The sequence below is a fragment of the Burkholderia sp. WTPI3 genome, assembly GCF_021483755.1.
Classification (GTDB): Bacteria; Pseudomonadota; Gammaproteobacteria; order Burkholderiales; family Burkholderiaceae; genus Burkholderia.
In genome coordinates this window covers 19,954-37,867 of sequence record NZ_JAGIXF010000031.1, presented here as the reverse complement: position 1 = coordinate 37,867, position 17,914 = coordinate 19,954, and the positions used below count along the sequence as shown (strand labels likewise).

30 protein-coding genes are annotated in these 17,914 nt (G+C 59.7%); all 30 read right to left on the bottom strand.

All coding sequences use genetic code 11. From position 1 onward, the window contains the following. Nucleotides 1–123 precede the first annotated feature (123 nt). Nucleotides 124–1,101, bottom strand: coding sequence for a DNA-directed RNA polymerase subunit alpha (locus tag J7024_RS18485; RefSeq protein WP_006477176.1), 978 nt, complete (start codon nucleotides 1,099–1,101; stop codon nucleotides 124–126). Nucleotides 1,102–1,225: 124 nt separating this feature from the next. Then, nucleotides 1,226–1,849 (bottom strand): 30S ribosomal protein S4, encoded by a 624-nt coding sequence (gene rpsD, locus J7024_RS18480; RefSeq protein WP_012362893.1) that lies wholly within the window; start codon nucleotides 1,847–1,849, stop codon nucleotides 1,226–1,228. 156 nt (nucleotides 1,850–2,005) lie between these two features. Continuing rightward, nucleotides 2,006–2,407, bottom strand: a complete 402-nt coding sequence (rpsK, locus tag J7024_RS18475; protein ID WP_004197937.1) for a 30S ribosomal protein S11 — start codon at nucleotides 2,405–2,407, stop codon at nucleotides 2,006–2,008. A gap of 28 nt (nucleotides 2,408–2,435) precedes the next feature. Beyond that, the gene (rpsM, locus tag J7024_RS18470; RefSeq protein ID WP_014898353.1) at nucleotides 2,436–2,801 is read right to left on the bottom strand and encodes a 30S ribosomal protein S13; all 366 of its coding nucleotides are present in this window, start codon (nucleotides 2,799–2,801) and stop codon (nucleotides 2,436–2,438) included. Nucleotides 2,802–2,839: 38 nt separating this feature from the next. Further along, nucleotides 2,840–2,956, bottom strand: coding sequence for a 50S ribosomal protein L36 (rpmJ, locus tag J7024_RS18465; RefSeq protein WP_004199844.1), 117 nt, complete (start codon nucleotides 2,954–2,956; stop codon nucleotides 2,840–2,842). Nucleotides 2,957–2,976: 20 nt separating this feature from the next. Continuing rightward, nucleotides 2,977–3,195, bottom strand: coding sequence for a translation initiation factor IF-1 (gene infA, locus J7024_RS18460; RefSeq protein ID WP_004521905.1), 219 nt, complete (start codon nucleotides 3,193–3,195; stop codon nucleotides 2,977–2,979). Nucleotides 3,196–3,204: 9 nt separating this feature from the next. Continuing rightward, a complete protein-coding gene (gene secY, locus J7024_RS18455; protein ID WP_096504156.1) occupies nucleotides 3,205–4,554 on the bottom strand; it encodes a preprotein translocase subunit SecY in 1,350 nt (449 codons plus the stop codon). A gap of 42 nt (nucleotides 4,555–4,596) precedes the next feature. After that, on the bottom strand, nucleotides 4,597–5,031 hold the full coding sequence (gene rplO / locus J7024_RS18450) for a 50S ribosomal protein L15 (RefSeq protein ID WP_038749639.1): 435 nt from the start codon (nucleotides 5,029–5,031) through the stop codon (nucleotides 4,597–4,599). A 26-nt stretch (nucleotides 5,032–5,057) separates the two neighbouring features. Next, nucleotides 5,058–5,240 (bottom strand): 50S ribosomal protein L30, encoded by a 183-nt coding sequence (rpmD, locus tag J7024_RS18445; RefSeq protein WP_006400644.1) that lies wholly within the window; start codon nucleotides 5,238–5,240, stop codon nucleotides 5,058–5,060. Between the two features lie 15 nt (nucleotides 5,241–5,255). Beyond that, complete coding sequence (gene rpsE, locus J7024_RS18440; RefSeq protein WP_006752931.1) at nucleotides 5,256–5,774, bottom strand: 30S ribosomal protein S5; 519 nt, start codon at nucleotides 5,772–5,774, stop codon at nucleotides 5,256–5,258. A 14-nt stretch (nucleotides 5,775–5,788) separates the two neighbouring features. Beyond that, the gene (rplR, locus tag J7024_RS18435) at nucleotides 5,789–6,154 is read right to left on the bottom strand and encodes a 50S ribosomal protein L18 (RefSeq protein WP_006477183.1); all 366 of its coding nucleotides are present in this window, start codon (nucleotides 6,152–6,154) and stop codon (nucleotides 5,789–5,791) included. A gap of 12 nt (nucleotides 6,155–6,166) precedes the next feature. Continuing rightward, nucleotides 6,167–6,697, bottom strand: coding sequence for a 50S ribosomal protein L6 (rplF, locus tag J7024_RS18430; RefSeq protein WP_006758786.1), 531 nt, complete (start codon nucleotides 6,695–6,697; stop codon nucleotides 6,167–6,169). An 18-nt stretch (nucleotides 6,698–6,715) separates the two neighbouring features. After that, a complete protein-coding gene (rpsH, locus tag J7024_RS18425) occupies nucleotides 6,716–7,111 on the bottom strand; it encodes a 30S ribosomal protein S8 (protein ID WP_006477185.1) in 396 nt (131 codons plus the stop codon). A 14-nt stretch (nucleotides 7,112–7,125) separates the two neighbouring features. Beyond that, nucleotides 7,126–7,431 carry a 30S ribosomal protein S14 gene (gene rpsN / locus J7024_RS18420; RefSeq protein ID WP_006482884.1) on the bottom strand — a complete coding sequence of 102 codons (306 nt, stop codon included), beginning with the start codon at nucleotides 7,429–7,431 and terminating at the stop codon, nucleotides 7,126–7,128. Between the two features lie 7 nt (nucleotides 7,432–7,438). Then, nucleotides 7,439–7,978: a 50S ribosomal protein L5 gene (gene rplE, locus J7024_RS18415; RefSeq protein WP_006477186.1), complete on the bottom strand. Its 540-nt coding sequence runs from the start codon at nucleotides 7,976–7,978 to the stop codon at nucleotides 7,439–7,441. A 16-nt stretch (nucleotides 7,979–7,994) separates the two neighbouring features. Continuing rightward, a complete protein-coding gene (gene rplX / locus J7024_RS18410) occupies nucleotides 7,995–8,303 on the bottom strand; it encodes a 50S ribosomal protein L24 (RefSeq protein ID WP_006477187.1) in 309 nt (102 codons plus the stop codon). Between the two features lie 9 nt (nucleotides 8,304–8,312). Continuing rightward, the gene (rplN, locus tag J7024_RS18405; protein ID WP_006752929.1) at nucleotides 8,313–8,681 is read right to left on the bottom strand and encodes a 50S ribosomal protein L14; all 369 of its coding nucleotides are present in this window, start codon (nucleotides 8,679–8,681) and stop codon (nucleotides 8,313–8,315) included. Nucleotides 8,682–8,989: 308 nt separating this feature from the next. Then, complete coding sequence (gene rpsQ, locus J7024_RS18400) at nucleotides 8,990–9,262, bottom strand: 30S ribosomal protein S17 (RefSeq protein ID WP_043191859.1); 273 nt, start codon at nucleotides 9,260–9,262, stop codon at nucleotides 8,990–8,992. After that, nucleotides 9,259–9,453, bottom strand: coding sequence for a 50S ribosomal protein L29 (gene rpmC, locus J7024_RS18395; protein ID WP_006400652.1), 195 nt, complete (start codon nucleotides 9,451–9,453; stop codon nucleotides 9,259–9,261). The genes rpsQ and rpmC overlap by 4 nt, the downstream gene beginning before the upstream one ends. Before the next feature lie 9 nt (nucleotides 9,454–9,462). Then, the gene (gene rplP, locus J7024_RS18390; RefSeq protein WP_006482873.1) at nucleotides 9,463–9,879 is read right to left on the bottom strand and encodes a 50S ribosomal protein L16; all 417 of its coding nucleotides are present in this window, start codon (nucleotides 9,877–9,879) and stop codon (nucleotides 9,463–9,465) included. A gap of 2 nt (nucleotides 9,880–9,881) precedes the next feature. Beyond that, nucleotides 9,882–10,682, bottom strand: a complete 801-nt coding sequence (gene rpsC / locus J7024_RS18385; RefSeq protein ID WP_006482899.1) for a 30S ribosomal protein S3 — start codon at nucleotides 10,680–10,682, stop codon at nucleotides 9,882–9,884. An 11-nt stretch (nucleotides 10,683–10,693) separates the two neighbouring features. Then, complete coding sequence (gene rplV / locus J7024_RS18380; protein ID WP_004199272.1) at nucleotides 10,694–11,023, bottom strand: 50S ribosomal protein L22; 330 nt, start codon at nucleotides 11,021–11,023, stop codon at nucleotides 10,694–10,696. A 12-nt stretch (nucleotides 11,024–11,035) separates the two neighbouring features. After that, a complete protein-coding gene (gene rpsS, locus J7024_RS18375) occupies nucleotides 11,036–11,311 on the bottom strand; it encodes a 30S ribosomal protein S19 (RefSeq protein ID WP_004199273.1) in 276 nt (91 codons plus the stop codon). 10 nt (nucleotides 11,312–11,321) lie between these two features. Next, entirely contained in the window at nucleotides 11,322–12,149 is an 828-nt protein-coding gene (gene rplB / locus J7024_RS18370; RefSeq protein ID WP_006482900.1) for a 50S ribosomal protein L2, read from the bottom strand. 2 nt (nucleotides 12,150–12,151) lie between these two features. After that, on the bottom strand, nucleotides 12,152–12,466 hold the full coding sequence (gene rplW, locus J7024_RS18365) for a 50S ribosomal protein L23 (RefSeq protein WP_004199275.1): 315 nt from the start codon (nucleotides 12,464–12,466) through the stop codon (nucleotides 12,152–12,154). Further along, the gene (gene rplD, locus J7024_RS18360; RefSeq protein ID WP_006477192.1) at nucleotides 12,463–13,083 is read right to left on the bottom strand and encodes a 50S ribosomal protein L4; all 621 of its coding nucleotides are present in this window, start codon (nucleotides 13,081–13,083) and stop codon (nucleotides 12,463–12,465) included. The genes rplW and rplD overlap by 4 nt, the downstream gene beginning before the upstream one ends. After that, on the bottom strand, nucleotides 13,083–13,733 hold the full coding sequence (gene rplC / locus J7024_RS18355; RefSeq protein WP_006752926.1) for a 50S ribosomal protein L3: 651 nt from the start codon (nucleotides 13,731–13,733) through the stop codon (nucleotides 13,083–13,085). Before rplC ends, rplD begins: the two co-directional genes overlap by 1 nt. Before the next feature lie 178 nt (nucleotides 13,734–13,911). Next, nucleotides 13,912–14,223, bottom strand: coding sequence for a 30S ribosomal protein S10 (rpsJ, locus tag J7024_RS18350; RefSeq protein WP_004199280.1), 312 nt, complete (start codon nucleotides 14,221–14,223; stop codon nucleotides 13,912–13,914). Nucleotides 14,224–14,508: 285 nt separating this feature from the next. After that, nucleotides 14,509–15,699 carry an elongation factor Tu gene (gene tuf, locus J7024_RS18345; RefSeq protein ID WP_017333531.1) on the bottom strand — a complete coding sequence of 397 codons (1,191 nt, stop codon included), beginning with the start codon at nucleotides 15,697–15,699 and terminating at the stop codon, nucleotides 14,509–14,511. Between the two features lie 41 nt (nucleotides 15,700–15,740). After that, nucleotides 15,741–17,843, bottom strand: a complete 2,103-nt coding sequence (gene fusA / locus J7024_RS18340; RefSeq protein WP_124828704.1) for an elongation factor G — start codon at nucleotides 17,841–17,843, stop codon at nucleotides 15,741–15,743. Nucleotides 17,844–17,914: the final 71 nt, after the last annotated feature.

The following is a 17,914-nucleotide window of genomic DNA, read 5'->3' as shown; positions in this document are numbered from 1 at the left end:
GATCCAGCTCTTCTATCGCACCTCTATGGGTGCACGGGCCGGTAGAGAAAAAAGCAAGATGCGGATTTTAAAGGAAAATCCGCATCTTTGCCAACTACAGCTATAGCCAGGCTACAAGCGGGCTTACTTGTCGAGACCAGCCGGCGGCCAGTTTTCGAGCTTCATGCCCAGCGTGAGACCGCGCGAAGCGAGCACTTCCTTGATCTCGTTCAGCGACTTGCGACCGAGGTTCGGCGTCTTCAGCAGCTCGTTTTCCGTGCGCTGGATGAGGTCGCCGATGTAGTAGATGTTCTCGGCCTTCAGGCAGTTCGCCGAACGAACCGTCAGCTCGAGATCGTCCACCGGACGCAGCAGGATCGGATCGATCTGCGGTGCGCGCGACGGCGCTTCGGCAGCCGTTTCCGTGCCTTCCAGTGCCGCGAACACGGACAGTTGGTCGACCAGGATGCGCGCCGATTGACGGATCGCCTCTTCCGGGGTGATCACGCCGCTCGTCTCGATGTTCATCACGAGCTTGTCGAGGTCGGTACGCTGCTCGACGCGTGCGCTTTCAACGGCATAGCTCACGCGGCGGACCGGCGAGAACGATGCGTCGAGGACGATGCGGCCGATGATCTTGGCCGTGTCTTCGCCATAGCGACGGACGTTGCCGGGCACATAGCCGCGACCCTTTTCGATCTTGATCTGAACGTCGAGCTTGCCGCCCTTCGACAGGTGTGCGATCACGTGATTCGGGTTGATGACTTCGCAATCGTGAGCCAGCTCGATATCGCCGGCCGTGACGACGCCTTCGCCTTCCTTGCGCAGGGTCACCGTCACTTCGTCACGGTTGTGCAGCTTGAACACCACACCCTTCAGGTTCAGCAGCAGGTTGACGACGTCCTCTTGCACGCCATCAAGCGTCGAGTACTCGTGCACCACGCCTGCGATCGTCACTTCGGTCGGCGCGTAGCCAACCATCGACGACAGCAGCACGCGGCGAAGCGCGTTGCCCAAGGTGTGGCCGTAACCGCGTTCGAACGGTTCCATGACCACCCTCGCGTGGTTCTCGCCCAGCGATTCCACGGCGATGATCTTGGGTTTCAGCAAACTGGTTTGCATGGGCTTTCCTTTTCAATACCCTCGGCTCGTTACACCGATAAGGCTGACCGGTAACAACCAGAAAATAAACAGCCGAGGCCCCTCCTTGCGCAACGCAATCGGGGTACCTCGGCCGTCAATCGGATTAACGCGAATACAATTCGACGATCAGGCTTTCGTTGATGTCGCCTGCGATGTCAGCGCGTTCCGGCATTTGCTTGAACGTGCCTTCGAACTTCTTCGCATCGACTGCAACCCAGCTCGGCATGCCGCCTTGCTCGGCCAGCGACAGCGCTTCGACGATACGCGCCTGCTTCTTCGCCTTTTCGCGGATCGCGACGACGTCACCAGCCTTCACTTGCTGCGACGGCACGTTCGCGACGACGCCGTTCACGGTGATCGACTTGTGGCTCACCAGCTGACGCGCTTCAGCGCGAGTCGAGCCGAAGCCCATGCGATACACAACGTTGTCGAGACGCGACTCGAGCAGTTGCAGCAGGTTTTCACCCGTGTTGCCCTTGCGGCGGTCGGCTTCGGCGAAGTAACGGCGGAACTGACGCTCCAGGACGCCGTAAATACGCTTGACCTTCTGCTTTTCGCGCAGCTGCGTACCATAGTCGGACGTACGTGCGCCCGAGGTACGGCCATGCTGGCCCGGCTTGCTGTCGAGCTTGCACTTGTCGGCGAGCGAGCGACGCGCGCTCTTCAGGAACAGGTCGGTGCCTTCACGACGGGACAGCTTGGCCTTAGGGCCGATATAACGTGCCACTTTGCATTCCTTTATCAATCAGTCACGCGGAGCAAAATCCGCGCTAGTTCGCGCCCTTTGGGGCGAACGGTGGGCTTAGTCAATCAAAAAAGCAACGCCCGTCGACGCTACGCGGCGACAGGCAAATGTGCCAGCACGAACGTGCCAGCAGCATTCTTAGATACGACGGCGCTTCGGCGGGCGGCAGCCGTTGTGCGGAATCGGGGTGACGTCCGAAATCGCGGTGATCTTGATGCCGAGGCCATGCAGTGCACGCACTGCCGACTCACGACCCGGGCCCGGGCCCTTGATCCGCACTTCCAGATTCTTCACGCCGTATTCCATCGCGACGCGACCGGCCGACTCAGCAGCAACCTGAGCAGCGAACGGCGTCGACTTGCGCGAGCCCTTGAAGCCCTGGCCGCCCGACGTCGCCCATGCCAGTGCATTGCCCTGGCGATCGGTGATCGTGATGATCGTGTTGTTGAACGACGCGTGAACGTGAACCACCCCTTCAGCGACGTTCTTCTTAACCTTCTTGCGAACGCGTTGCGCCGCGGTGTTCGAAGCCTTAGCCATTACGTTTTCCTGTAACTGTCAGTTCCGCTTACTTCTTCAGCGCTTGCGCTGCACGACGCGGACCCTTGCGGGTACGTGCGTTCGTACGCGTACGCTGACCGCGCATCGGCAGGCCCTTGCGATGACGAACGCCGCGGTAGCAACCGAGGTCCATCAGGCGCTTGATGTTCATCGTCACTTCACGGCGCAGATCGCCTTCGACGATGAACTTGCCCACTTCTTCACGCAGCTTTTCGAGGTCTGCGTCGGTCAGGTCCTTGACCTTCTTCGAGAATTCCACGCCAGACGCCACGCAGATGCTGCGCGAGCGCGTGCGGCCGATACCGAAGATTGCCGTCAGGCCGATCTCGGTATGCTGGTGATTCGGGATGTTAACCCCTGCGATACGAGCCATTGTTTTTCCTCAAACAAAAAGCGCAAACAAACGCGCGGTCAGCCTTGGCGCTGCTTGTGGCGCGGATCCGAGCTGCAGATCACGCGAACGACGCCTTTGCGCTTGATGATCTTGCAATTGCGGCAAATGCGCTTAACCGATGCCATCACTTTCATGATAATACCCTTTTTTCAAATCACTTCGCCCGGAACACGATCCGCGCACGAGACAGATCGTAAGGCGTCAATTCAACCGTCACCTTGTCGCCCGGCAGGATGCGGATGTAGTGCATCCGCATCTTCCCGGAGATATGCCCCAACACGACATGGCCGTTTTCCAGCTTCACACGGAAGGTCGCATTCGGGAGGTTTTCGATCACCTCACCCTGCATCTGGATTACATCGTCTTTGGCCATAGTCCTGAATTAACGCATTGGGATGTTGCCGCCCTTGAAGTTTGCCTTCTTGAGCAGCGACTCATACTGTTGCGACATAACGTACGACTGCACCTGCGCCATGAAGTCCATCGTGACGACGACAATGATCAGCAGCGACGTTCCACCAAAATAAAACGGCACGTTCCAGCGCAGCACCAGGAATTCCGGCAGCAGACACACGAAGACGATGTAGATCGCACCGGCCAGCGTCAGACGCGTGAGGATGCGGTCGATATATCGTGCGGTCTGGTCGCCCGGACGGATGCCCGGAACAAACGCGCCGCTCTTCTTCAAGTTGTCTGCGGTTTCCCTGCTGTTGAACACCAGCGCGGTGTAGAAGAAGCAGAAAAACACGATTGCCAGCGTGTACAGCAGCACATAGACCGGCTGACCCGGCTTCAGTGCCTCCGCGACGTCATGCAACGTGTTGGAGAGCCAGCCTCCCGTCGGTTGACCCGTGCTGAACCAGCCAAGAATCGTGGCCGGAAACAGGATGATCGACGACGCAAAGATCGGCGGAATCACGCCCGACATGTTCAGCTTCAGCGGCAAGTGCGACGACTGCCCACCGTAGATCTTGTTGCCAACCTGACGCTTCGCGTAGTTCACGAGGATCTTGCGCTGACCGCGTTCGATGAACACGACCAGGTAAGTCACCGCGGCAATCAGAACGACGATGATGATCGCCGAGAACGGCCCCATCGAACCCGTTTTCACCAGTTCGAGCAACCCACCCACGGCATTCGGGAACCCTGCTGCGATCCCGCCGAAGATGATGATCGAGATACCGTTGCCCAGACCACGCTCGGTGATCTGCTCACCCAGCCACATCAGGAACATCGTACCGGTCACCAGCGTCACGACCGTCGTCAGACGGAACAGCATGCCGGGGTCGATGACGAGGCCCGGCTGGTTTTCCAGCGCAGCCGCGATACCGAACGCCTGGAAGGTCGCGAGCACCACGGTGAAATACCGCGTGTACTGCGTGATCTTCCGTTGCCCTGCCTGCCCTTCCTTCTTCAGCGCCTCGAGCTGCGGCGAGACGATCGCCAACAGCTGCATGATGATCGACGCCGAGATGTACGGCATGATCCCCAGCGCAAAGATCGTGAAGCGGGAAAGCGCGCCACCCGAAAACATGTTGAACATGCCCAGGATGCCGCCCGCCTGGCTCTGGAACAGCTTCGCCAGTTGATCCGGATCGATGCCCGGCACGGGGATGTGCGCGCCGATGCGATAGACGATCAGCGCCAGGAGCAGGAACATCGCTCGCCGGCGCAGATCGCCGAATTTCGCCGTGCTTCGACCGGGTTTTGCAAGACTCGGGCTGTTAGCCAAGTACCTTCTCCGATGAATGCAAGTAACGACGCGCTACGCGTGTCACTCGGCGAACGAACCGCCAGCCGCTTCGATCGCAGCGCGCGCACCCTTGGTGGCACCCAGACCCTTCACGACGATCTTGCGCTTCAGTTCGCCCGTCGCGATGATCTTTGCGCTCTTCGTCAGCTCGCCGACCAGGCCGGCTTGCTTCAGTGCGAGCAGATCGACTTCATCGACCGGCAGCTTCTCGAGGTCGGAGAGGCGCACTTCACCGACGAATTCCTTCGTCAGCGACGTGAAGCCGCGCTTCGGCAGACGACGTTGCAGCGGCATCTGACCGCCTTCGAAACCGACTTTGTGGAAGCCGCCCGAACGCGATTTCTGACCCTTGTGACCACGGCCAGCCGTCTTGCCGAGGCCCGAACCGATGCCGCGGCCGACGCGACGCTTGGCGTGCTTGGCACCAGCGGCCGGCTTCAGGTTATTCAATTCCATATCAACTCCTTGATCCGTAGGGCCGCTTACGCGATGACCTTAACGAGGTACGAGACCTTGTTGATCATGCCGCGGACCGCCGGCGTATCCTGCAGCTCGCTAACCGAGTTGAGTCGGCGCAGGCCGAGGCCACGCACGGTCGCACGGTGCGATTCGCGGGTCCCGATCAGGCTCTTCACGAGCTGAACCTTGACAGTTTTTTCAGACATGGTGACCACCCGGGCTTAGCCCAAAATATCTTCGACGGACTTGCCGCGCTTCGCCGCGATGTCTGCCGGGGTCGACTGCTTGCGCAGACCGTCCAGCGTGGCGCGAACGAGGTTGTACGGGTTCGTCGAACCGTGGCTCTTGGCCACGACGTTCTGAACGCCCATCACGTCGAACACTGCGCGCATCGGGCCGCCGGCGATCACGCCCGTACCTGCCTTCGCCGGAGCGAGGAGGACAGCGGATGCGCCATGCTTGCCGTGCACTTCGTGCTGCAGCGTGCCGTTCTTGAGCGGCACCTTGAACATGTTGCGGCGAGCTTGTTCCATTGCCTTCTGGACAGCGACCGGCACTTCCTTCGCCTTGCCCTTGCCCATACCGATGCGGCCATCGCCGTCGCCAACCACGGTCAGTGCGGCGAAGCCGAGAATACGGCCACCCTTCACGACCTTGGTCACGCGGTTGACCGAAATCATCTTTTCGCGAAGGCCGTCGTCGCGCTCATCAGCCTGAACTTTCGCTTGCATCTTTGCCATGACGAATTCCTTCCTTAGAACTTGAGCCCAGCTTCGCGAGCTGCCTCAGCCAGCGCCTTGACGCGGCCATGGTAGCGGAAGCCCGAGCGGTCGAAGGCGACGGATTCGATGCCGGCAGCCTTTGCCTTCTCGGCAATACGCTTGCCGATCAGCGTCGCGGCATTAACGTTGCCGCCCTTGCCCGACTTGTCGGCCAGTTCAGCGCGCACTTCTGCTTCGAGCGTCGACGCGCTTGCGAGCACCTTGGTGCCGCAGGGCGAGAACACTTGAGCGTAGATGTGCGTGTTCGTGCGATGCACGGCGAGACGCGCGACCTGCAGCTCAGCGATCTTGATACGCGTCTGGCGAGCGCGGCGCAGGCGAGATTGAGTCTTATCCATGATTGCGCACCCTTACTTCTTCTTCGTTTCTTTGAGGATCACAACCTCGTCGGAATAGCGCACGCCCTTGCCCTTGTAGGGCTCCGGCGGACGGTAACCGCGAACTTCCGCAGCTACTTGACCGACTTGTTGCTTGTTGATCCCCTTGATCACGATTTCGGTTTGCGTCGGGGTTTCAGCCTTGACGCCTTCCGGCATCTGGTGCACCACCGGGTGCGAGAAACCCAGCGACAGGTTCAGCTTGTCGCCTTGCGCTTGCGCACGATAACCGACGCCAACCAGCGTCAGCTTGCGCTCGAAACCCTTGGTCACGCCGTGCACGGCATTCGCGATGATCGCGCGCATCGTGCCCGACAGTGCATTTGCTTCGCGGCTTTCGTCGACCGGCGACAGATTCAGCGTGCCGTCGTTGTTCGCCACGTTCACGAGCGGATTGATCGCTTGCGTGATGGTGCCCAGCGGGCCTTTGACGGTGATTGCACCGTCGGCCAGCTTGACTTCCGCGCCTTGCAGCGCGATCGGGCTTTTACCTACTCGAGACATGTTTCTCTCTCCTCGGCTTTAAGCAACGTAGCAGATGACTTCGCCGCCGACGCCGGTAGCGCGCGCCTTGCGGTCGGTCATCACGCCCTTCGGCGTCGACACGATTGCCACACCCAGGCCGTTCATGACCTGCGGAATGTCGTTACGGCCGCGGTACACGCGCAGACCAGGCTTCGAAACGCGCTCGAGGCGTTCGATGACCGGGCGACCTGCGTAGTACTTCAGCGCGATATTCAGTTCGGACTTCGCACCTTCCGCCTTGACGGCGAAATCGTCGATATAACCTTCGTCCTTCAGGACTTGCGCGATTGCAACCTTGACCTTCGACGAGGGCATCGCGACCGATACCTTCTCGACCATCTGCGCGTTGCGGATGCGAGTCAGCATATCGGCGATAGGATCACTCATGCTCATTTACGTTTCTCCTATTACCAGCTCGCCTTGGTCAGGCCAGGAATCTCGCCACGGAATGCGATTTCACGAATCTTGTTACGCGCGAGGCCGAATTTACGGAACGTGCCACGCGGACGGCCCGTGATCGCGCAGCGGTTACGCTGGCGGGTCGGGTTTGCGTTGCGGGGCAGTTGCTGCAGCTCCAGGCGTGCTTCGTAGCGCTCTTCTTCCGACTTGCTTTGGTCTTCGACGATCGCCTTCAGCGCTTCGCGCTTTGCTGCGAACTTCGCGACCAGGCGGGCGCGCTTCTTTTCACGTTCGATCAGTGCCAGTTTAGCCACGGTAACCTCAGTTTCTGAACGGGAACTTGAAGCTGGCGAGCAGAGCCTTTGCTTCGTCGTCGGTCTTCGCAGTCGTCGTGATGCTGATGTTCAGCCCACGCAGTGCGTCGATCTTGTCGTAGTCGATTTCGGGGAAAATGATCTGCTCTTTCACACCGATGTTGTAGTTGCCGCGGCCATCGAAGGCACGACCCGACACGCCGCGGAAGTCACGCACGCGGGGCAGGGCAACGGTCACGAAACGGTCGAGGAATTCGTACATCGCTTGACCACGCAGCGTCACCATCGCACCGATCGGGTAACCCTGGCGGATCTTGAAGCCTGCGATTGCCTTGCGCGCCTTCGTGACGACCGGCTTCTGACCAGCGATCTTCGTGAGATCGCCAACGGCGTTCTCGATGATCTTCTTGTCAGCGATCGCTTCGCCAAGACCCATGTTCAGCGTGATCTTGGTGATGCGCGGCACTTCCATGACCGACTTGTAACCGAACTTCTCGATCAGGCCGGGCACAACCTTTTCTTTGTAAAACTCTTGAAAACGAGCCATTTTTTACTCCGCTGCGTCAGGCGCTCAGTACGGCACCGGTCGTCTTCAGGAAGCGAACCTTCTTGCCTTCCTCGACCTTGATGCCAACACGCGACGCCTTGCCATTCGCGTCGACCAGTGCGACGTTCGAAATATGCAGGGGCATCGTCTTCGCTTCCACGCCGCCCGTCGTACCCTTCATCGGGTTCGGCTTCACATGCTTCTTGACGAGGTTGATACCTTCAACCGTCACATGTTCTGCACCGACAGCCAGCACGACGCCGCGCTTGCCCTTGTCTTTGCCGGTGACGACGATAACTTCGTCACCCTTGCGAATCTTGTTCATCGCGACTCCTTACAGCACTTCCGGCGCCAGCGAAACGATCTTCATGAATCGTTCGCTACGCAGCTCACGCGTCACCGGCCCGAAGATACGGGTGCCGATCGGCTCGAGCTTGTTATTCAAAAGCACAGCGGCGTTGCCGTCGAACTTGATCAGCGAGCCGTCTTGACGGCGAACGCCCTTGGCGGTGCGGACCACCACGGCGTTGTAAATTTCGCCTTTCTTCACGCGCCCGCGCGGCGTTGCTTCTTTGACGGTCACCTTGATGATGTCGCCAATGCCGGCATAACGACGCTTCGAGCCGCCGAGCACCTTGATGCACATGACTTCACGCGCACCCGTGTTGTCGGCTACTTCGAGCCGAGATTCGGTCTGGATCATGGTTTGTCTTTCCCAACTTAATCCGGATGCACCACCATGATGCATTCGGTCAGTCTTGGTCCCGTCAGCCAATCGGCTGCTTGGGTTGGAACAGCAGCGACGGCAAACGAAACCCGCCATCGCAATTCGGTGAATCTTTCGGACAGGCTGGCGCCAGTCCGCTTCCCCCACCAACTTCGCCCGCGACGGGGCTCCCATAAAGAGGGAAGACCAGGATTATAACAAATAACCCTGGTCACGCAAGCAAAAACTTTGCGATTCAAGCACTTCGTGGCGAAGTGCCTGTTACTGCCTACTGCGCTGCCCGCTTAGATGACGCGAGCTGCTTCGACGAGGCGCGACACCGTCCAGGCCTTCGTCTTCGACAGCGGACGAGTTTCCTGGATTTCAACGAGGTCACCCTCGTTGTAGGTGTTCGCTTCATCATGCGCGTGGTACTTCTTCGAGCGCACGACATACTTGCCGTAGATCGGATGCTTGACGCGGTGCTCGATCAGCACGGTGACGGTCTTGTCCATCTTGTTGCTGACGACCCGACCGACCAGCGTCCGCTTCAGCGAGGTTTTCACGCTATCGTTCATTTCTGGTTCGCCTTCTGAGTCATGACGGTCCGCACACGTGCGATGTCGCGACGAACCTTCTTCAGCTGGCTCGTGTTCGTGAGCTGCTGGGTCGCGAGTTGCATGCGCAGGCCGAATTGCGCCTTCAGCAGGTCCGCCAGCTCCTTGTTGAGCGCGGCCTGGTCTTTCTGGAGAAGTTCGGAAGCCTTCATGTTTTCTCCTTAGGCGCCGAGCTGGCGCACGATGAATGCCGTCTTCAGCGGCAGCTTGGCTGCAGCCAGACGGAACGCTTCGCGTGCCAGTTCTTCGGTTACGCCGTCCATTTCATAGAGCATCTTGCCCGGCTGGATCTCAGCGACGTAGTACTCCGGGTTACCCTTACCGTTACCCATACGTACTTCTGCCGGCTTTTGCGAAATCGGCTTGTCCGGGAAGATCCGGATCCAGATGCGGCCGCCACGCTTGATGTGACGCGTCATTGCACGACGCGCTGCTTCAATTTGACGCGCGGTCAAACGGCCGCGACCGATCGCCTTCAGGCCGAATTCACCGAACGACACTGCGTTGCCGCGCGTCGCCTTGCCGGTGTTACGACCCTTCTGCTCTTTGCGATACTTCCTGCGTTTCGGTTGCAGCATCGTTATTCTCCAGTCTTGCCGTCTTCCGGCTTGCCGGCGCCGCGGCGCGGTGCGCCACGACGAGCACCCGGAGCGCCGCCTTCGCCATCACGGCGCGGACGACGGTCGCCCGGACGCGCATTGCGACGCGGACGCTTGTCTTCGGCTACTTCTTCGACCACCGGCGCGTCATTGCGGCCGAGCGTGTCGCCCTTGTAAACCCACACCTTGACGCCGATGATGCCGTAGGTCGTCTTCGCTTCCGAAGTCGCGTAGTCGATATCGGCACGCAGCGTATGAAGGGGCACGCGACCTTCGCGATACCACTCCGTACGAGCGATTTCGATACCGTTCAGACGGCCTGCGCTCATGATCTTGATGCCTTGGGCACCCAGACGCATCGCGTTCTGCATCGCACGCTTCATCGCGCGACGGAACATGATCCGACGCTCGAGCTGTTGCGTGATCGAGTCAGCGATCAGTTGAGCATCGGTTTCCGGCTTGCGGATTTCTTCGATGTTGACGTGAACCGGCACGCCCATGCGGCGTTGCAGTTCCGTCTTCAGCTGTTCGATATCCTCGCCCTTCTTGCCGATGACCACACCCGGACGCGAGCTGTAAATCGTGATACGCGCGTTCTTCGCCGGACGCTCGATGACGACCCGACCGACCGAAGCGTTCTTCAGCTTCTTCTTCAGGTATTCACGAACACCGATGTCTTCCTGCAGCATCGCCGCGAAATTGTTGTTGTTCGCGTACCAACGCGAAGCCCAATTACGGCTGACAGCCAGGCGGAAGCCAGTCGGATGAATTTTCTGTCCCATCGTATGGCTCCTTAATTCCCGACCGTCACAGTGATGTGACAGGATTGCTTCTCGATGCGGTTACCGCGGCCTTTGGCGCGCGCGGTGAAACGCTTGAGCGATGCAGCCTTGTCGACGTAGATGCTCTTGATCTTGAGCTCGTCGATATCAGCGCCTTCGTTGTGCTCCGCATTCGCGATTGCCGACAGCACAACCTTCTTCACGATGCCAGCCGCCTTCTTCGGCGAGAACGTCAGAACGTTCAGCGCCTTGTCGACCGGCAAACCGCGGATCTGGTCAGCCACAAGGCGCGTTTTTTGCGCCGAGATGCGGGCACCGCGATGAATTGCTTTCACTTCCATCTTGATTGCCCCTTATTTCTTGGCCTTCTTGTCGGCTGCGTGACCCTTGAACGTACGGGTCAGTGCGAACTCGCCAAGCTTGTGGCCGACCATGTTTTCCGAGATGTACACCGGAACGTGTTGACGGCCGTTATGAACAGCGATCGTCAGGCCGATGAAATCCGGCAGAATCGTCGAGCGACGCGACCAGGTCTTGATCGGCTTTTTGTCGCGCGAAGCTGCAGCCGCCTCAACTTTCTTCAGCAAATGGGCGTCGCAGAACGGACCTTTTTTAACAGAACGTGCCATTGCCTACTCCTTAACGCTTGTGACGGCGCTGGACGATCATCGTCGTCGTGCGCTTGTTGCTGCGGGTGCGGTAACCCTTAGCCGGCGTACCCCACGGGCTTACCGGGTCGCGACCTGCAGCCGTCTTGCCCTCACCACCACCGTGCGGGTGATCAACCGGGTTCATCGCAACGCCGCGCACCGTCGGGCGGATACCGCGCCAGCGGTTCGCGCCAGCCTTGCCGATCTGGCGCAGGCTATGCTCTTCGTTGCCAACTTCACCGATCGTTGCACGGCACTCGATGTGCACGCGACGGATTTCGCCCGAACGCAGACGAACCTGCGCGTAGACGCCTTCACGCGCCAGCAGCATGGCCGACGTGCCAGCCGAACGCGCCATTTGCGCGCCCTTGCCCGGCAGCATCTCGATGCAGTGGATCGTCGTACCGACCGGAATGTTGCGGATCGGCAGCGTGTTGCCTGCACGGATCGGCGCTTCCGAACCCGACATCAGCTGTTGGCCGACCGTCAGGCCCTTCGGGGCGATGATGTAGCGACGCTCGCCGTCTGCGTAGAGCACCAGCGCGATGTTCGCGCTACGGTTCGGGTCGTACTCGAGACGTTCGACCTTTGCCGGGATGCCATCCTTCGTACGACGGAAATCGACGATACGATAGTGCTGCTTGTGACCACCACCCTTGTGACGCGTGGTGATACGGCCGTTGTTGTTACGGCCGGCGGTCGAGCTCTGCGAGTCGAGCAGTGCCGCGAACGGCTTGCCCTGGTGCAGGTTCTTGTTGACCACCTTGACCATCGCGCGGCGACCCGGCGAAGTCGGTTTAACTTTAACGATTGCCATGATTACTTGGCCTCCGCTTCAAAGTTGATTTCCTGGCCGGGCTTCAGGCAAACGTACGCCTTCTTCACGTCCTTACGGCGGCCCATCGAACGGCCGAAGCGCTTTTGCTTGCCCTTCTGAACCAGCACGTTGACCGAATCAACTTCAACCTTGAACAGCAGCTCGACAGCCGCCTTCACTTCCTGCTTCGTGGCATCCGGTGCGACTTCGAACACGACTTGCTCGTTCTTGTCGGCAACCAGCGTCGCCTTTTCCGAAATCACCGGCGCGAGCAGGACCTGCATCAAACGATGATCGTTCTTGCGAATCTCGCTCATGACAGCAACTCCTCGATCTGGGCGACCGCAGCCTTCGTGACCAGCACTTTCTTGAAGTAGATCAGCGACAGCGGGTCAGCGTAGCGCGGCTCGACAATCGCCACGTGCGGCAGGTTGCGCGAAGCCAGGTACAGGTTCTCGTCGACCGTATCCGTGATGATCAGAACGGAGTCGAGACCCATGGTCTTGAATTTGTCGGCCAGCAGCTTGGTCTTCGGCGCTTCGAGGATGATGTCCTCGACGACCGACAGACGGCCTTCACGGGCCAGCTGCGAGAAGATCGAGCAGAGACCTGCGCGATGCATCTTCTTGTTGACCTTGTGCGAGAAGTTTTCTTCCGGCGAGTTCGGGAAGATACGACCACCGCCACGCCACAACGGGCTCGACGACATACCGGCACGAGCGCGGCCCGTACCCTTCTGACGCCACGGCTTCTTGGTGGTGTGCTTGACTTGCTCGCGGTCCTTCTGTGCGCGGTTACCCTGGCGAGCATTCGCCTGGTACGCAACGACGACCTGGTGGATCAGCGCTTCGTTGTAGTCACGACCGAACACGACGTCCGACGCGTTGACCACCGCACCTTCCTGACCATTTTCGTTCAGGAGCTTGAGTTCCATTATTTCGCCCCCTTGGTCTTGACGGCCGGCGTCACGAAAACCTTGCCGCCCTTCGCGCCCGGAATCGCACCCTTGACGAGCAGCAGCTTGCGCTCTGCGTCGATACGAGCGATTTCGAGGTTCTGCACCGTCACCGTAACGTCACCGAGGTGACCCGTCATGCGCTTACCCGGGAAAACACGACCCGGATCCTGCGCCATACCGATCGAGCCCGGCACGTTGTGCGAGCGCGAGTTACCGTGGGTAGCACGACCCGAGGAGAAGTTGTAACGCTTGATCGTACCGGCGTAGCCCTTACCGATCGACACGCCCTGCACGTCGACCTTCTGGCCCACTTCGAAAAGATCAGCACCGACCACGGCGCCATTCGACAGCTCGGCTGCCTTGGCCGCGTCAATGCGGAATTCCTTGAGGATTTCACCGGCTTCGACACCGGCTTTGGCGAGATGACCTGCCAGCGGCTTCGTCACGCGCGATGCGCGGCGGGAGCCGAATGCAACCTGCACGGCCGTGTAGCCGTCGGTTTCAACAGTCTTGATCTGCGTCACGCGGTTGTCCGACACGTCCAGCACGGTGACGGGAATCGAATCCCCTTCAGCCGTGAAGATACGGGTCATGCCAACCTTGCGACCTACGAGTCCAAGGCTCATCATTTTCTCCATTCCCGACTGCGATTGGTCGGGGCTGATTTACAAAATGCCGGGCACGCAAGGCCCAACTTTTTTTCGCGAATGCACGAAAAGCCAAGCAGTATAGCCCGACTTCTCGATTTCCGCAAGCAATACAAAGACTTAGCGCCACTCGGGAAACCGGCTGACGCCCAAAGCCTTACTGCAGCTTGATTTCCACGTCGACGCCAGCCGGCAGATCGAGCTTCATCAGCGCGTCAACCGTCTTGTCGGTCGGATCGACGATGTCCATCAAGCGCTGGTGGGTACGGATTTCGAGCTGATCGCGCGACGTCTTGTTGACGTGCGGCGAACGCAGGATGTCAAAACGCTGAATGCGCGTCGGCAGCGGCACCGGGCCACGGACGATTGCGCCAGTCCGCTTCGCGGTATCGACGATCTCGGCAGCCGATTGATCGATCAGACGATAGTCGAAAGCCTTCAGGCGAATGCGGATTTTCTGTTGCTGCATGACGATTCCTTGAAAAGAGCGAGGCGATGTTGCATCGCCGGACACTAAAAGAACGCGAAACAGGTTGCCCGCGGGGAGCGAGGCACCAGATTCCGAACGGCACTTCCACTGCTAAGCCCGCGATTCTACACGAAAATCCGGAGTGGTGGTGCGGGTTTCTCGAGGTGCGCACAGCGCACAACAAAAACAAAACCGGGTGCCCGATCAAACTGGACACCCGGTTTCGACGGTAAAACTGCCTACCGCGGAATCGCGGACCCCGGCGGGATCCACGAATCGTCGATATTACTCGATGATCTTGGCGACGACGCCGGCGCCGACGGTACGGCCACCTTCGCGGATTGCGAAGCGCAGACCTTCTTCCATCGCGATCGGAGCGATCAGCTTCACCGTGATCGACACGTTGTCGCCCGGCATCACCATTTCCTTGTCCTTCGGCAGCTCGATCGAGCCCGTCACGTCCGTCGTACGGAAGTAGAACTGCGGACGGTAGTTGTTGAAGAACGGCGTGTGACGGCCGCCCTCGTCCTTGCTCAGCACGTACACTTCAGCCGTGAAGTGCGTGTGCGGCGTGATCGAACCCGGCTTCGCCAGAACCTGGCCACGCTCCACGTCTTCACGCTTCGTGCCGCGCAGCAGGATACCAACGTTGTCGCCCGCCTGACCTTGGTCCAGCAGCTTGCGGAACATTTCAACGCCCGTGCAGGTCGTCTTCACCGTCGGCTTGATACCGACGATTTCGATTTCTTCGCCGACCTTCACGATGCCGCGCTCGACACGACCCGTCACAACCGTACCACGGCCCGAGATCGAGAACACGTCTTCCACCGGCATCAGGAACGCGCCGTCAACTGCACGCTCCGGCGTCGGGATGTACGTGTCCAGTGCGTCTGCCAGGTTCATGATCGCCACTTCGCCCAGCTCGCCCGTGTCGCCTTCCAGCGCCAGCTTGGCCGAACCCTTCACGATCGGCGTGTCGTCGCCCGGGAAGTCGTACTTCGACAGGAGTTCGCGAACTTCCATCTCGACCAGCTCGAGCAGTTCAGCGTCGTCCACCATGTCGCACTTGTTCAGGAACACGATGATGTACGGAACGCCAACCTGACGCGCCAGCAGGATGTGCTCACGCGTTTGCGGCATCGGGCCGTCTGCTGCCGAGCAAACCAGGATCGCGCCGTCCATCTGCGCCGCGCCCGTGATCATGTTCTTCACATAGTCAGCGTGGCCCGGGCAGTCGACGTGTGCGTAGTGGCGGTTAGCCGTTTCGTACTCGACGTGTGCCGTGTTGATCGTGATACCGCGCGCCTTTTCTTCCGGTGCCGCGTCGATCTGGTCGTAAGCCTTCGCTTCGCCGCCGAACTTCTTCGTCAGAACCGTCGTGATCGCTGCCGTCAGCGTCGTCTTGCCGTGGTCAACGTGACCAATCGTACCAACGTTGACGTGCGGCTTGGTCCGCTCAAATTTACCTTTTGCCATGATTCTCTTCTTTCAAAAAATATCGGTTGGTAGCTACAGATTTACTTCGACTTCGCGCTGATGATCGCTTCAGCAACGTTGCGCGGAGCTTCAGCGTAGTGCTTGAACTCCATCGTGTACGTTGCACGACCTTGCGTCAGCGAACGCAGCGACGTCGAGTAACCGAACATTTCCGACAGCGGCACTTCGGCGCGAACGATCTTGCCGCCGCCAACCATGTCTTCCATGCCTTGGACGATGCCGCGACGGCCCGACAGGTCGCCCATCACGTTGCCCATGTAGTCTTCCGGCGTCTCGACTTCGACAGCCATCATCGGCTCGAGGACGACCGGGTTCGCCTTGCGCATCGCTTCCTTGAACGCCATCGAACCGGCCATGCGGAACGCGTTTTCGTTCGAGTCAACGTCGTGGTACGAACCGAACGTCAGGTGAACCTTCACGTCGACGACCGGGAAGCCGGCCAGCACGCCCGACTTCAGCGTGTCCTGGATACCCTTGTCGACCGCCGGGATGTATTCACGCGGAATCACACCACCCTTGATCTCGTCGAAGAACTCGTAGCCCTTGCCTTGTTCGTTCGGCTCGAGCGTGATGACCGCGTGACCGTACTGGCCGCGACCACCCGACTGCTTGACGAACTTGCCGTCGACGTCCTTCGCCGTCGAACGGATCGTTTCGCGGTATGCAACCTGCGGCTTGCCGACGGTCGCTTCCACGCCGAATTCACGCTTCATCCGGTCGACCAGAATTTCGAGGTGGAGCTCGCCCATGCCCGAAATGATGGTCTGGCCCGACTCTTCGTCGGTCTGCACGCGGAACGACGGGTCTTCCTGCGCCAGACGGTTCAGCGCGAGGCCCATCTTTTCCTGGTCAGCCTTGGTCTTCGGCTCGACAGCCTGCGAAATCACCGGCTCCGGGAACACCATGCGCTCGAGAACGATCGGGTTCGCCGGGTCGCACAGCGTGTCGCCCGTGGTTGCTTCCTTCAAGCCGACCGCAGCTGCGATGTCGCCTGCACGGACTTCCTTGATTTCTTCACGCTGGTTCGCGTGCATCTGCAGAATACGGCCGAGGCGTTCCTTCTTGCCCTTGGTCGAGTTCAGCAGCGTATCGCCCGAGTTGACGACGCCCGAGTACACACGGAAGAAGATCAGTTGGCCGACGAACGGGTCGGTCATGATCTTGAACGCGAGCGACGAGAACTTCTCGTCGTCCGAAGCCTTGCGCTCTGCTGCTTCACCGTTTTCGAGTTCGCCCTTGACCGGCGGAATGTCGACCGGCGACGGCAGGAAGTCGATCACGGCGTCGAGCATACGCTGCACGCCCTTGTTCTTGAACGCGGTACCGCACAGCATCGGCTGGATTTCGCACGCGATCGTACGGTCGCGCAGCGCCTTGACGATGTCGGCTTCCGGCAGATCGCCTTCTTCCAGGTACTTGTTCATCAGGTCTTCACTGGCTTCAGCAGCCACTTCGACCATCTTTTCGCGCCATTCCTTGCAGGTCTCTGCGAGCTCGGCCGGGATGTCGACGTAGTCGAACTTCGTGCCTTGCGACGCTTCGTCCCAAATGATCGCCTTCATCTTGATCAGGTCGACGACGCCCTTGAAGTTTTCTTCCGCGCCGATCGGCACCACGACCGGAACCGGATTAGCCTTCAGGCGCAGACGGAGCTGGTCGTAGACCTTGAAGAAGTTCGCGCCGGTACGGTCCATCTTGTTGACGAACGCGAGACGGGGCACCTTGTACTTGTTAGCCTGGCGCCACACCGTTTCCGACTGCGGCTGCACGCCACCCACTGCGCAATACACCATGCACGCACCGTCGAGCACGCGCATCGAACGCTCCACTTCAATCGTGAAGTCGACGTGACCCGGGGTGTCGATGATGTTGATGCGGTGTTCCGGATAGTTGCCGCCCATGCCCTTCCAGAAGGCCGTGGTAGCAGCGGACGTGATCGTGATGCCACGCTCCTGCTCCTGCTCCATCCAGTCCATCGTTGCTGCGCCGTCGTGGACTTCACCGATCTTGTGGTTCACACCGGTGTAAAACAGAATGCGCTCGGTCGTCGTCGTTTTGCCGGCGTCGATGTGAGCGCTAATACCGATATTGCGGTAGCGCTCGATAGGAGTCTTGCGAGCCACTTTGATCCTCTACTGGGATGGCACGATGCAGCCCAGCTGCATCGTGCTTCAACACAAACGGGCGAGGCGCC